Origin of the sequence: Mesorhizobium hawassense (assembly GCF_003289945.1) — a bacterium.
Taxonomy (GTDB): Bacteria; Pseudomonadota; Alphaproteobacteria; order Rhizobiales; family Rhizobiaceae; genus Mesorhizobium; species Mesorhizobium hawassense.
Window position 1 is genome coordinate 18,943 of the sequence record NZ_QMBP01000023.1, and the last position, 12,527, is coordinate 31,469.

The window sequence follows — 12,527 nt, forward strand, 5'->3', positions numbered from 1 at the left end:
TGTGGCCTGACGGTTAGGCCGCACCTCTAGCCAGAGCGAATTCGCTTCGGATCCAGTCGGCGAACGCCCTGGCGGGCTCCGGCAAGTCCCGCAAGCGTCTGGCCACCAGCCAGTAGGCGCCGGAGGCGACGTCGATATCGAACGGCTTGATCAAAGTGCCCGACGCGAGCTCCTCACCGATCTGCAGGAGATCGCCGAGGGCCACGCCATGGCCGAGCAGCGCAGCCTGTTTCGAGAGCGAGACGTCGGCCAGCATCGGGCCACGCGCTGGTATAGCGTCGGCGGGCACGCCGGCCGCCTGGAACCAGCGCGCCCAGCCTTGGCGGTTTTCCTCGTGCAGCAGCGTGTAGTGGCGAAGGTCTATGGGCTTTTCCAGGGGAGGGCCCGATGCCAATAGCGCCGGTGACAGGACCGGTGAATCGACCGTCGAAGCCAAGCGGTCGGCCTCCGTGCGCGGCCATGACGTGGCGTGCGCACTGAAGCGCAAGGCGAGTTCGGGCTGATCGCTGCGGAACTCGATCGGCCGTACATCGACTTCGAGGGATACGTCGATGTCGGGCCGCAATTGGCGAAAGCGATTGAGCCGCGGCACCAGCCACACGGCGGCCAGCGATGGCTCGACGCTGACGCGGACCACCGATTGCGCCGGCGACGCCACCAGCTCCGACAGCAGCCGATCGATGTCGTCGAAGCTCCTGATCAGTTGGGCGAGCAGCCGATGCCCCGCATCGGTCAGTTCGACGCGGCGGTGAAGGCGCAGAAACAACGGCTGGCGCAGGAATGTCTCGAGCTCGCGGATCTGCCGGCTGATCGCTGCCTGCGAAACATAAAGCTCCTCTGCCGCCCGGCTGAAGCTCAAATGCCGCCCGGCTGTCTCGAAGCTCCTGAGCGCCGTCAGCGGCAACCGTCCTCGCTTCATGTCGCATAACCTCAGGTTATCCGACGTGGAAATTATACTCGTTTGAGAAGGAAGGCCAGCGGCGGTCTAATCGGTGCTCAGAGGAGCACTGCCATGAACCAGCTTCTAGATATTCTGAACGAGGTTATGCGAATCGCGACATTCCAGTGGCATGGGGCAGCCATGCGGAACCGCCACTACGACCGTCGCGATCTTCCTTCGCACCACGCCCAGTGGACCGACAGGCATCCTGTCCGTCGCTTCAGGAAGTGAGCGGCAAAGCATTGCGTTTCAGCGCCGAAGCCCACATCTATCGCGCAGTGAAACAGGCTGCGGAGAGATGGACGGCCATCACGGACATACGCATGGCGCCCGGCCGATCCAGCGCGGGCGCAACTGGCCGGGACCCTGGCGCAAGACGCCCGGGCGTATCCTGGGCACGTCGCTCGTGCGCCTCTATCAACTGACGCTTTCCGGCTTCGTCGGCAACAGCTGCCGGCATCTGCCGACCTGCTCCGAATATTCGCATGAGGCGATCGCCCGCCACGGGTTATGGGCTGGCGGCTGGATGGGACTGTTCCGGGTCCTACGCTGCGGGCCGTTCGGAACGCACGGCATCGACCGCGTGCCGGAGACGCTTGACGAGCGCTATGTCTGGTTCATGCCCTGGCGCTATTGGCGCATTGGAAAAAGGCACAGCCGACGCGAAATCTGATTGCTTCGCCATCAGGCGCGACTCAGGATTTAACGCTCCGGTAGGGTTAACGGCAGGCTGCACAAACACTGCGAATTTGAGACAAAATCGAGACAAGTCGCCTCGCTAAGCCGCTCCCGCAATCTCATACCGGAGTGACTTTCGCCATGCGCCAGATGGACCGCTATCCCTTCATTTTTGCCATCGTCCTTTTCCTTCTGGCCTGGATGCTGGGCTTGCCGGTGCGGGCGCAATCGGCGCCGCTCGACGACATCCACTGCACGCTGATCCAGGATGAGCAAAGCGGCGAAACGCTCTATCAGGACGGCGTCTGCGACCAGCGCGTCAGCCCGGCCTCGACGTTCAAGGTGCCCCTGGCGCTGATCGGTTACGATTCCGGAATCTTAAGCGACGAGCACACGCCGAGCTGGGACTACAAGCCGGAGTTCAAGGCGGCAAAGCGCGACCAGAAGACCGTCGACCCGACGATCTGGGAACGCGATTCCATCGTCTGGTACTCGCGCGAGATCACGCGGCAGCTCGGCGCCGAAAAGTTTGCCTTCTATGTGTCGAAACTCGGCTACGGCAACAAGGACGTCTCCGGCGATGCCGGCAAGGACAATGGGCTCACGCAGTCCTGGATCAATTCCTCGCTCGAAATATCGCCCGCCGAGCAGACGGCTTTCCTGCGCCAACTGCTGGCCGGCAAAATGCCGGTGTCCGCGAAAGCGCATGAGATGACCAAGGCGATCCTCCCGACCTTCACGACAGGGGACTGGGCTGTGCAAGGCAAGACCGGCAGCACCAGGCTCGGTCAGGACGGCAAGCGCTCGCTCGGCTGGTTCGTCGGCTGGGCCGAGAAGGACGGCCGGCGCATCGTCTTTGCCAAGCTGGTCGTGGATGCCAGGCGCACCGATACGCCGAAGGGCATCGCCACGCGCGCGGCCTTCCTGAAGGACCTGCCGCAACTGGTGAAGTAGTCTCTCTCAGACGCTGCGGCGGGCACGCAGGATGTGCCCGCCGGAATTGCTCTTGTTGCCCGGGGACCTCGTAAAACGGGCGGCGATATCGCCGCTGTCGAGGTCCTCGATGTCGTCGAAGCCGGCTTCGGCGAGCGACTTCGCCAGCTCATCGGGAACGAAGAAACTGATCCAGGGCTCGCCGATGGCCGCGACGCGCGCGGCATAAAAGGCAAGCGTCGCCCGACCCGCCGCATCGCGGTTCTCGGCCGGCTCGCTATAGTCGAAGACGACTTCTGACCCGGCGACGCTGGCAATATAGCCAAGCGTGGCAAAAATCGCTTCATGCGTCAGGTACGGCACAACCCCCAGCCAGATGAAGAAGCTTGGTTCATTCGGCTTCAAACCTGCCGCCGCCAATTCCCCGGGAAGGCTCTGGCGTTCGAAATTGACCGGCACGAAGGTGGCGTCGGTCGGCTCGGCAAGTCCGGCTTCGGCGATCCGTTGGCGCTTCCAGGCCTGCGTCGCGGGGTGGTCAACCTCGAACACCCTCACATCCGGATATGGATTGCGCAGCGAAAAAGTGTCGAGGCCGGCGCCGAGCACCACGATCTGGCGGACGCCACGCCGCACGGCCAACGACAGCCAGTCCTCGGCGAAGCGGGCGCGCGCCGCCACGAAAAGGCGCATGCGACGGCCATGTTCGTCTTCCTGCTCGAGTTCCGGCGCGCTAGGTGCTGCGTCGCCCAGAATTGCGCTCGCGTAAGGATCGCGAAACAGTGCGGCCTGCGGCGAGAACTGATGTAGTGCCCGCAAGCGCGCGACGCGCAGGGCGGTTCGGCTGGGGGATGCGTCTTCCATGCCGTTATACAAGCCGCGCCGCGCTCTGTTCACAAGCCTGCGCGAGCAGCCTGCGACATTGCTGGCGACATTTCCTGACGGCCGCTCTTTACCTGACGCGGCACTGCCTCTAAAACCGCGCCGCTGCCGGACGCCTCCGGCTAACCTCTGCATGCAGCAACGCATCCTGCGACATGCATTTCACCACCCGCGCTCGTTTGCGGGACTGGATAGGAGAATTTGATGCCGAATTCCGTTTCCCTGACGTTTCCCGATGGCTCGGTCCGCGACTACGACGCGGCGATGACTGGTGCTGCCCTCGCCGAATCGATCTCGAAGTCGCTGGCCAAGAAGGCCGTCGCCTACAGCCTCGACGGCACCCTTCGCGATCTTTCCGATCCGCTCGGCAAGTCGGGCAAGGTCGAGATCGTCACCCGCGAGGATCCGCGCGCGCTGGAACTCATCCGCCACGACACGGCGCATGTGCTTGCCGAGGCCGTGCAGGAGTTGTGGCCGGGAACGCAGGTGACCATCGGACCGGTGATCGAGAACGGGTTCTATTACGACTTCGCCAGGAACGAGCCGTTCACGCCGGACGATTTCTCGGTGATCGAGAAAAAGATGCGCGAGATCATCCAGCGCAACAAGCCGTTCACCAAGGAAGTCTGGTCGCGAGAGAGGGCGAAGAAGGTCTTCGCCGACAAGGGTGAGCGCTACAAGCTCGAGCTGATCGATGCCATTCCGGAAGACCAGGACCTCAAGATCTATGCGCAGGGCGACTGGTTCGATCTCTGCCGCGGTCCGCACATGGCCTCGACCGGGCAGATCGGCAATGCCTTCAAGCTGATGAAGGTGGCTGGCGCCTATTGGCGCGGCGACTCGAACAATCCGATGCTGACGCGCATCTATGGCACCGCCTTTGCCGACCAGGCGCAGCTCGACGCCTACCAGACGCTGCTGGAGGAGGCCGAGAAGCGCGACCACCGCAAGCTCGGCCGCGAGATGGACCTGTTCCATTTCCAGGAAGAGGGACCGGGCGTCGTCTTCTGGCACGCCAAGGGCTGGAAGATGGTGCAGAACCTGATCAACTACATGCGCCGCCGCCTCGACGAGCACGGCTATCAGGAAGTCAACGCGCCGCAGGTTCTGGACAAGAGCCTGTGGGAGACGTCGGGGCACTGGGGCTGGTATCGCGACGCGATGTTCAAGGTCACGGTCGCCGGTGACGATACCGACGACGACCGCGTCTTCGCGCTGAAGCCGATGAACTGTCCCGGTCACGTGCAGATCTTCAAGCATGGGTTGAAATCTTACCGCGAACTGCCCGTAAAGCTTGCGGAGTTCGGCAATGTGCATCGCTACGAGCCGTCCGGTGCGCTGCACGGGCTGATGCGGGTGCGCGGCTTCACGCAGGACGACGCGCATATCTTCTGCACCGAGGAGCAGCTAGCCGCGGAGTGCCTGCGCATCAACGACCTGATCCTGTCGACCTATGCCGATTTCGGCTTCGACGAGGTCAGCGTGAAGCTGTCGACGCGGCCGGACAAGCGCGTCGGCACCGACGAGGCCTGGGACCATGCCGAGGCGATTATGAGCAATGTGCTGGAGACGATCCGCGCGCGCTCCGGCAACCGCATCAAGACCTCGATCAATCCGGGCGAGGGCGCCTTCTACGGGCCGAAGTTCGAATATGTGCTGAAGGACGCCATCGGCCGCGAATGGCAGTGCGGCACCACGCAGGTCGACTTCAACCTGCCGGAACGTTTCGGCGCCTTCTATATCGGCTCGGATTCGGAGAAGAAGCAGCCGGTGATGGTGCATCGTGCCGTATGCGGTTCGATGGAGCGCTTCCTCGGCATCCTGATCGAGAACTATTCCGGCCATTTCCCGCTGTGGTTCGCGCCGCTCCAGGTGGTGGTGGCGACGATCACCTCCGATGCGGACGAGTACGCTCTAAAGGTGGTCGAGCGGCTGAAGGCCGCGGGGCTGCTCGCCGAAGCCGATCTGCGCAATGAAAAGATCAACTACAAGGTGCGCGAGCATTCCTTGGCCAAGGTGCCGGTCATCCTCGTCTGCGGCAAGCGCGAAGCCGAAGAGGAAACCGTCAATGTCCGCCGGCTGGGCTCCCGCGACCAGGAATCGCTGAAGCTCGAGGATGCGGTGAAGCAGCTTTCCGACGAGGCGGTCTCGCCAGATCGCAAGCGTCGCGCCGCCTGACCTTCCGATGGCTCATCCGATGGCGGTGGAGTGATCCACCGCCATTTTCATACGCCTGTCACGCCAAGCCTGTAACCAGCCGCCATGCTCAAGCTGAAACTGCGGGAAAGACGGTTTCCCGAGCTCTCCTACGCCAGCGCGCATCAGCCAGCGCTGACGCGCTGGTTCATCCATTCCGTCGAGGGCCTGTCGGGCCGCGACCGCTTTGCAGTGCTCTATGACTTCTGGCGCAGCCAGGTGGTGCCAACCCGAGATCGCGTGTTCACCCGCATGCTGGACCTGATCGACGTCAAGGTCCGCAATGCGGTCCAGTGGCCGCCGGCGGCCTTGCCGGACACCCCGCTGGTCATCGTCGCCAACCATCCCTTCGGCATCGGCGACGGCATTGCCGTGCTGTCGCTCGTCGAGCAACTGGGCCGCCCGTTCAGGGTGATGATCCATAAGGATCTGCTCAGGATCCGCGAGATGGAGCCTTATTCGCTGCCCGTCGATTTTTCCGAGACGAAGGAAGCGTTGAAGAACAACATGGCGGTGCGCCATGAGGCGGTGCGGCTGCTGAAGGAAGGCGTCACCATCGTGATCTTCCCCGCCGGTGGTGTCGCCACCGCGCCCAAGGTTTTCGGTCGTGCCATCGACCTGCCATGGAAGATGTTTCCGGCCAAGCTGGTGCAGGAGGCCAAGGCCTCTGTCATCCCAATGCACTTTTCCGGCCAGAACGGCCGGCTGTTTCACCTCGTCAGCGGCCCGATGAACATGGCCGAGCGCGATAACCGCGTGGCCAAATTCATCGGCAGGACGTCACTGACGCTGCGCCTTTCCTTGCTGATCCGCGAGTTCGCCCGCCTGTCTGGCAAGGCGATCGAGGTGCAGATCGGCGAAGTGCTGACATGGAGCGACCTAGAGCCGCTGCGCGACCGCAAGGCGCTGCTCGACCGCCTCTACCGTTCGGTGTTCGATTTGGCGACGCCAAGGGCGCAGCGTGGCCGCGTTCCATTCCTGCCGAAGCGGATGCGCAAGGCCGCCTGATACGCTGAAGCTTTCTAGTCCGCGCCTTCTTCAGGATCGATGGCCGACGTTTCATTGGCCACGACCTCGATTTCCTGGTTCTGGCCGGCGACGACCGTGAAATCCTTCTGGTAGATGCGGTCGCGGTTCTTGGCGATGATGGTGTACTGGCCTTCGGCCAGCACCATCGAGGCGAAAGCGCCGACCGCTTCCTTGATCGGATCGCCGCTCTCGTTGAGCAACGACCAGGAGGTGTCGGCGATGGCCTCGCCGCCGGGCTCGCGCACCAGTTTCATCGTCATCTCGGCGGCGCGGTGCTCGACGGTCGCCTCCGTCAGCTTGCCGGCCTCGACGCGGATGTCGGAGCGGATGACGGCGTTGACCGCGCCATAGGTCGAGACGACATGGTAGGTGCCGGCGTTCAGGCGCACCACGGTGTTCGGCGCGACGTCGGGGGCGATCAGCGCGCGGTCGCCATTGGCCGCGGCCTCGCCTTCATAGATGGAGAATCGCAGCTTCTTCGACTGGATCGGCGCACCGCCCGACGTCACCGCGTCGAGCTTCAAGCCGCCGGCATCGAGAACGAGGCTTTCGCGCTTGGCCTCCTTGCCGACGGTGATGCGCTTGGTGGCGCCGGCGCGTCCATAGGAGGCATGGACGAGATAGCTGCCGGGGTCGAGCTGGAAAACGGCGGTGCCGCCATGGGCGGATGCCACCATCGGCAGCTTGCCGTCGCTGGCCGGTTGCGGCTTGAAGACCCGCCAGACGATGCCGCGGGTGATGTCCGTGCCCTTGTCGGTCAGTTGCGCGGACAGGGTGACGGCGCCGCCATTGCCGAGCGCCAGCGGTGCTCCGGTCTTCGGCGTCGCGTAGCTCGAAATACCTGGAAGTTTGATGTCGCCGACATCGTTGGCATTCTGGGCCAGGGCGAAGGAAACCGGCACCGCGAACAACGCAGCGACGAGTGCGACAACGAAAAGGCGCAGGGTCCCCTCAAACATGCCTTGCGTTGAAGCCCAAGGCGGTGGCAATTTCAAGGCCTAGGAGCGCGTTGCTGCCCACAGCGGCTTCTTATCCGGCGCAAAACGCCACCGCCCGAGCCGCCCGACCTCCCGATGGCGTGCTTCAGCTCAAAATCGAATGCTTTCCAGGAGACTTGCGCCCATGGCGTCGCCGATCATCGACTTCCTGCTCACCCGTAATTCCGCGCCGATCCCCGACCTCAAGCAGCCGGCGCCGAGCGATGCCGAGATCGCGACCATGATCGCGGCGGCCTCGCGCGTTCCCGACCACGGCCGGCTCGAGCCCTGGCGTTTCATCCTCTATCGCGGCGAGGCCCGCGTCGAGATCGGCAAGAGGCTGGCGGCACTTGCCGAGCAGCGCGAGGGGCCGCTGCCGGAAGGCCGGCGCAACCAGGAACTGGCGCGCTTCTCGCGCGCGCCTCTGGTGGTCGGCGTCGTGTCGGTGCCGAAGGAGAACCCAAAAATCCCGCAATGGGAGATGTTCCTGTCGGGCGGCATGGCGGCCATGAACCTGATGATCGCGGCCAACGCGCTGGGCTATGGCACCAATATGATCAGCAACTGGTATTCGGATGTTGCGGAGGGCAGGGCGATCCTGGGGCTTTCGCCGCAGGAGCGCGTCATCGGCTTCGTCCATATCGGCTCGTATGAGGGGCCGGCGCCGGAACGGCCGCGGCCAGACCCGGCGAAGCTCTATGCCGATTACAACGGTCCCTGGGCCGGTTAGTCGCGTCCCGCGCGCTTGGGGGCCGCGGCGGTCTCGGCAGGATTATCGCGCCTCGCCGTCATGACGGCCCGCACGTAGCCTGGTTCGCCGATCCGGATGCTGCCGTCGGGAAGCCCCAGAATGCGGTCGAGCGCGATCTCGTAGAGCCTGACGCGTTTCTCCAGGGTTTCGATGGCGATCTCCATATCGGCATCGCTGCCGCCGGCGAATGCCTTGGCGATGATGTCGTAGGTGGCTGTCCCGAACTGCATGACGATGTCGGCGACGCCTTCGGGGTCGAACGTCCGGAAGGTGCCATCGTCGAGGCCTTGGCGGATGATCTGGACCAGCACCGGCGAGAAGGATTTGCTGGCAGCCAGGTTGATGCGATGGAAAAGCACCAGGTTTTCCGGGCGAAACAGCGTCTCGAACAGCGCCCACGCTTCCGGCGCGGTCTCGATCTTGGCCTGGCGCGACGTTGCCATCAGGGCGTTCAGGCGTCCGAGCGGATCGAGGTTCGGATCGTCGAGGATCTTCTGGACACCGGCCAGCGCCTGCCTGGCGAAACGCTCGGCCAATGCCTCCAGCAGGGCCTCCTTGGAGGCGAAGTAGTGATAGAAGGCTCCCTTTGAGACGCCGGCCGCCGCGATGACGTCGTTGAGGCTCGCCCTGTCGTAGCCATGCGTCAGGAACAGCGCCTGGGCGTGATCCAGCAGTTCTTCGCGCCTGAGTTCCGGATGCTTGATGATGCGGGGCATGGCGAAACCTTGTGCATATGGCGGCCGTTCTCGTCCAGAGCACATGGAGTGCCTTGATGAATAGACCGGCGGTCGGTATAATAGACCGATGGTCGGATTCGATCAAATCGCGGTGGGCGGTGCTCATGGAAGGTTGTCATGATCTCGAGATTGGTTGTCCAGACATTCGTGTGGTTCGGCGTCATGGGAGCGGTGCTGTTCCTATCGGCAGGCACGCTGCACTGGACCGGAGCCTGGGTGTACATCGTCGTGATGGTCGGGCTGAGCCTCACCATGGGCGTGGCGCTCGCCCGGCGCGATCCTGGCCTGATGAACGAGCGCCTGCGCCCGCCGATCCAGAAGACCCAGACCGCTGCCGACAAGATCCTGCTGAGCATATTGCTGCTCGGCATCTTCGGTTGGCTTGCCCTGATGGGGTTCGGTGTCCGTTTCGGCTGGCCGGCGGTTCCCGTCTGGGTGCAGGCGGTCGGCGCGCTCGTCCTGCTCGTCGGCATCTGGATCTGCTATCTGACGATGCTGGAGAACAGCTTTGCCGCGCCGGTCGTAAAGATTCAGAAGGAGCGAGATCAGCATGTGATCACCACCGGCCCTTACAGCTATGTCCGCCACCCGATGTATGCCGGCGCCATATTTTATTTCGCCGGCACGGCGCTGCTGCTCGGCTCATGGTGGGGGCTGGCGTCGGTGCTGTTTTTCATCGTGCTCCTGGCCATCCGCATTTCCATCGAGGAGAACACCCTGCGGACCGGGCTGCGCGGCTATGACGACTACGCAACCAATGTCCGCTACAGGCTGATCCCGCTGGTCTGGTAGCAGGTCAGGCGGAAACGCCCGCAGCCTTGGCGCGGGCGAGCAGCCGTTCGGCGAGCCGCAGATGCGGCCGGTCATACATCTTACCGTCGATACCGACCACGCCGGGATTTCCCGCTGCCGCGAAGGCATCGACGATCGCCTGCGATCGCGCGACGGCCTCGGCCGACGGCGTGAAGGCGGCGTTGATGACCGGCACCTGCGCCGGATGGATCGCCATCTTGCCGGTAAACCCGTCGCGCTCGGCCTCGCGGCATTCCTTCTCGAACGCTTCCATGTCACGAAAGTCCGGAAAGACGGTGTCGATCGCCGAGACCTCGGCTGCGCCGGCGGCCAGGATGGTCATGGTGCGGGCGAGGCGGAAGATGTCGATGTAGCGGCCGCTTTCGTCGCGCGCCGATCGCGCGCCGATCGCCGCCGACAGGTCCTCGGCGCCCCAGGTCAGGCCGGCAAGCCGCGCGCTCGCGCCGGCATAGCTCGCCGCCGCCAAGACGCCGGCCGCGGTTTCGGTGATGATCGGCAGGATTCTTATGGCGCCGTCCGGCAAGCCGTTCTCGGCTTCGCGGACGCGAAGCTTCGCCGCCAGTTGCTGGACATCCTGCCCGCCGTTCGACTTGGGCAGCATGATGCCGTCGGGCTTTACTGGAACAAGTGCGTCGAGATCGTCGTCGGTCAGTCCGGTCGACAGGTCGTTGACCCGCACATAAACGGCGGAGCTCGCCTGCCGCCTTTGAGCGGCGATGAAACGCGCAGCCACTGCGCGCGCCGCAACCTTGTTGGCGGCGGCAACGGAATCCTCGAGATCGACGATGACCGCGTCGGCGCCGGCCGCGAAGCCTTTTTCCAGCTTTCGCTCGGAATCGCCGGGAACGAAGAGCAGCGAGCGCATCAGGCCGCCTTTTTCAGCATCATCGCCTGCCTGGTGCATTTGGCGACGAGAACGTCATTTTGATTGTAGGCGCGATGCTCGAACTCGACGATGCCGCGGTCGGGCTTCGACTTGGACTCGCGCATGGAGACGACCGTCGTCTCGACCCGGATGGTGTCGCCGTGGAAGACGGGGTGCGGAAACACCGTTTCCTTCATGCCCAGATTGGCGACCGTGGTGCCGACGGTGATGTCGTTCACCGAAATGCCGATCATCAGGCCGAGCGTGAACAGCGAATTCACCAGCGGCTTGCCCCATTCGGTTTTCGCGGCGAAGTCGAAATCGATGTGCAACGGCTGCGGGTTCAGCGTCATCACCGAAAACAGCATGTTGTCGCTTTCGGTCACGGTCTTGCGCAGCGTGTGGCGGAAGACATGGCCGACGACAAACTCTTCCAGATAAAGCCCGGCCATGGTCGATCTCCTCCGATGTCCCTGCTTGATAGGCGTTGGTCGCGGCGCCATCAAGCCGGTTAAGAAACATGGTGAACCGTTCGTAAACCATTTCCGGCCTACCGTTCACAACGGGGCCGGGGACATTCCGGCGAGGGCGTAGCTGATCGGCATGGTTGTTTCGCACTTTCTAAAATGGATTGATACGGCAAGGGTTTCCGAGCGCGCCGCCGCCGCGAGCGCGCTGGCGCGTGCCTATATCAACTCCGATCTGCCGTTCGAGGATCGCTGCGCCGCCGAGGCGGCGCTGACGCTGCTTCTGGACGACGCTTCCTCCAAGGTGCGCCAGGCGCTCGCGGAAGCGCTGTCGATGAGCCATCACGCGCCACCTCAGGTGATCAGCGCCCTAGCCGCCGACCAGCCGGAAGTGGCGGCGCTGGTGCTGGCGCGTTCGCCGCTGCTTACCGATGCCGACTTGGTCGAGCGCGTCGCCTGCGGTCAGAAGGCGACGCAGGAGCTGATCGCCAACCGCCCGGTCGTCTCCATGTCGCTGGCTGCGGCAATCGCCGAGATCGGCGAGCCGGAAGCCTGTGCCGCGCTGGTCCGCAACAGCGGCGCCGAGATTGCCTCGCTGAGCTTCCGCCGCATGGCCGAACGACATGGCAACCTGCCGCTGGTGCGCGAGGCGCTGGTCGCCGACCGGCGCCTGCCGGCCGACTGCCGGCACATGCTGCTGGTCAAGCTCGGCGAGAGCCTGAAAGGTTCGCCACTGGTGCTGGCGATGATGGGCGCCGCGCGCGCCGACCGTGTGATGCGCGACGCCTGCGTGAAGGCCTCGGTGACGCTGATCGAGGGGACGCGCATGGAAGAGCATGCCGCGCTGATCGAGCATCTGAGGCTGCGCGGCGATCTCACGGCAAGCTTCATCATCCGCACCATCGCGCATGGCAAGGTCGATTTCTTCGGCTCGACGCTGGTCGCGCTCGCCGGGCAGTCCGAGCAGCGGGTGAAGGCACTTCTCGCCGGCGGGCATGATGTGGCGCTGCAGGCGCTGTTCCGCAGCGCCGGACTCGCGCCGGGCACGCATGCCATCATCCTGCGTGCGCTCAAGATCTGGCGCGAGGTCGCCAATGGCCGGCGTGTCGCCGGCGTGCAGGAAGTGAGCTGGCTGATGTTGAAGGAACTCGGTGGCCAGTCGGCCGTGGGCGACCTTGCCGGGCTGGTGAAGTCGATCCATCTCGATGCGCTGCGCGAAAACGCGCGCGGGCATGCGCTGGCCATCGCTGCGGCTTGAGGCA

13 protein-coding genes are annotated in these 12,527 nt (G+C 64.1%); 7 read left to right on the plus strand and 6 right to left on the minus strand.

What is annotated here, in order from left to right; all coding sequences use genetic code 11:
- Positions 1 to 13: 13 nt before the first annotated feature.
- Entirely contained in the window at positions 14 to 919 is a 906-nt protein-coding gene (locus DPM33_RS31170) for a LysR substrate-binding domain-containing protein (protein WP_112101203.1), read from the minus strand.
- Positions 920 to 1,238: 319 nt separating this feature from the next.
- Here DPM33_RS31170 and yidD point away from each other — a divergent pair, with 319 nt between their 5' ends.
- Entirely contained in the window at positions 1,239 to 1,613 is a 375-nt protein-coding gene (gene yidD, locus DPM33_RS31180) for a membrane protein insertion efficiency factor YidD (RefSeq protein WP_112101205.1), read from the plus strand.
- A gap of 146 nt (positions 1,614 to 1,759) precedes the next feature.
- Positions 1,760 to 2,572 carry a class D beta-lactamase gene (gene blaOXA / locus DPM33_RS31185; protein ID WP_112101206.1) on the plus strand — a complete coding sequence of 271 codons (813 nt, stop codon included), beginning with the start codon at positions 1,760 to 1,762 and terminating at the stop codon, positions 2,570 to 2,572.
- Between the two features lie 6 nt (positions 2,573 to 2,578).
- Here the strand turns inward: blaOXA and DPM33_RS31190 are convergent, their stop codons facing one another.
- Positions 2,579 to 3,412, minus strand: a complete 834-nt coding sequence (locus DPM33_RS31190; RefSeq protein ID WP_112101207.1) for an SAM-dependent methyltransferase — start codon at positions 3,410 to 3,412, stop codon at positions 2,579 to 2,581.
- Positions 3,413 to 3,634: 222 nt separating this feature from the next.
- Between DPM33_RS31190 and thrS the strand changes: the two genes are divergently transcribed.
- Both thrS and DPM33_RS31200 read left to right on the plus strand, forming a co-directional pair.
- A complete protein-coding gene (gene thrS, locus DPM33_RS31195; protein ID WP_112101208.1) occupies positions 3,635 to 5,608 on the plus strand; it encodes a threonine--tRNA ligase in 1,974 nt (657 codons plus the stop codon).
- Positions 5,609 to 5,692: 84 nt separating this feature from the next.
- A complete protein-coding gene (locus DPM33_RS31200; RefSeq protein WP_112101209.1) occupies positions 5,693 to 6,634 on the plus strand; it encodes a lysophospholipid acyltransferase family protein in 942 nt (313 codons plus the stop codon).
- A gap of 14 nt (positions 6,635 to 6,648) precedes the next feature.
- Here DPM33_RS31200 and DPM33_RS31205 read toward each other — a convergent pair whose 3' ends face one another.
- A complete protein-coding gene (locus DPM33_RS31205; RefSeq protein ID WP_112101210.1) occupies positions 6,649 to 7,614 on the minus strand; it encodes a hypothetical protein in 966 nt (321 codons plus the stop codon).
- Positions 7,615 to 7,777: 163 nt separating this feature from the next.
- Between DPM33_RS31205 and DPM33_RS31210 the strand changes: the two genes are divergently transcribed.
- The gene (locus DPM33_RS31210; protein WP_112101211.1) at positions 7,778 to 8,362 is read left to right on the plus strand and encodes a nitroreductase family protein; all 585 of its coding nucleotides are present in this window, start codon (positions 7,778 to 7,780) and stop codon (positions 8,360 to 8,362) included.
- Here the strand turns inward: DPM33_RS31210 and DPM33_RS31215 are convergent.
- Positions 8,359 to 9,099: a TetR/AcrR family transcriptional regulator gene (locus tag DPM33_RS31215; protein WP_112101212.1), complete on the minus strand. Its 741-nt coding sequence runs from the start codon at positions 9,097 to 9,099 to the stop codon at positions 8,359 to 8,361. The two genes, DPM33_RS31210 and DPM33_RS31215, sit on opposite strands and share 4 nt — an antisense overlap.
- A gap of 138 nt (positions 9,100 to 9,237) precedes the next feature.
- Between DPM33_RS31215 and DPM33_RS31220 the strand changes: the two genes are divergently transcribed.
- Complete coding sequence (locus DPM33_RS31220; protein ID WP_112101213.1) at positions 9,238 to 9,912, plus strand: methyltransferase family protein; 675 nt, start codon at positions 9,238 to 9,240, stop codon at positions 9,910 to 9,912.
- 4 nt (positions 9,913 to 9,916) lie between these two features.
- On the opposite strand, the gene DPM33_RS31225 is transcribed toward DPM33_RS31220, so the two are convergent.
- Both DPM33_RS31225 and DPM33_RS31230 read right to left on the minus strand, forming a co-directional pair.
- Entirely contained in the window at positions 9,917 to 10,798 is an 882-nt protein-coding gene (locus DPM33_RS31225; protein WP_112101214.1) for an HpcH/HpaI aldolase/citrate lyase family protein, read from the minus strand.
- Positions 10,798 to 11,250, minus strand: coding sequence for a MaoC family dehydratase (locus DPM33_RS31230; protein WP_112101215.1), 453 nt, complete (start codon positions 11,248 to 11,250; stop codon positions 10,798 to 10,800). Before DPM33_RS31230 ends, DPM33_RS31225 begins: the two co-directional genes overlap by 1 nt.
- A 151-nt stretch (positions 11,251 to 11,401) precedes the next feature.
- Here DPM33_RS31230 and DPM33_RS31235 point away from each other — a divergent pair, with 151 nt between their 5' ends.
- A complete protein-coding gene (locus tag DPM33_RS31235; RefSeq protein ID WP_112101216.1) occupies positions 11,402 to 12,523 on the plus strand; it encodes a DUF2336 domain-containing protein in 1,122 nt (373 codons plus the stop codon).
- The last annotated feature ends 4 nt before the right edge of the window (positions 12,524 to 12,527 follow it).

Bases quoted from the DNA above. Each gene is read 5' to 3' on its own strand.
- DPM33_RS31215 (WP_112101212.1), bottom strand. From the start codon at position 9,099: ATGCCCCGCATCATCAAGCATCCGGAACTCAGGCGCGAAGAACTGCTG.
- blaOXA (WP_112101206.1), top strand. From the start codon at position 1,760: ATGCGCCAGATGGACCGCTATCCCTTCATTTTTGCCATCGTCCTTTTC.
- DPM33_RS31210 (WP_112101211.1), top strand. From the start codon at position 7,778: ATGGCGTCGCCGATCATCGACTTCCTGCTCACCCGTAATTCCGCGCCG.
- DPM33_RS31190 (WP_112101207.1), bottom strand. From the start codon at position 3,412: ATGGAAGACGCATCCCCCAGCCGAACCGCCCTGCGCGTCGCGCGCTTG.
- thrS (WP_112101208.1), top strand. From the start codon at position 3,635: ATGCCGAATTCCGTTTCCCTGACGTTTCCCGATGGCTCGGTCCGCGAC.
- DPM33_RS31235 (WP_112101216.1), top strand. From the start codon at position 11,402: ATGGTTGTTTCGCACTTTCTAAAATGGATTGATACGGCAAGGGTTTCC.
- DPM33_RS31230 (WP_112101215.1), bottom strand. From the start codon at position 11,250: ATGGCCGGGCTTTATCTGGAAGAGTTTGTCGTCGGCCATGTCTTCCGC.
- DPM33_RS31225 (WP_112101214.1), bottom strand. From the start codon at position 10,798: ATGCGCTCGCTGCTCTTCGTTCCCGGCGATTCCGAGCGAAAGCTGGAA.
- DPM33_RS31170 (WP_112101203.1), bottom strand. From the start codon at position 919: ATGAAGCGAGGACGGTTGCCGCTGACGGCGCTCAGGAGCTTCGAGACA.
- DPM33_RS31200 (WP_112101209.1), top strand. From the start codon at position 5,693: ATGCTCAAGCTGAAACTGCGGGAAAGACGGTTTCCCGAGCTCTCCTAC.
- DPM33_RS31205 (WP_112101210.1), bottom strand. From the start codon at position 7,614: ATGTTTGAGGGGACCCTGCGCCTTTTCGTTGTCGCACTCGTCGCTGCG.
- yidD (WP_112101205.1), top strand. From the start codon at position 1,239: ATGGACGGCCATCACGGACATACGCATGGCGCCCGGCCGATCCAGCGC.
- DPM33_RS31220 (WP_112101213.1), top strand. From the start codon at position 9,238: ATGATCTCGAGATTGGTTGTCCAGACATTCGTGTGGTTCGGCGTCATG.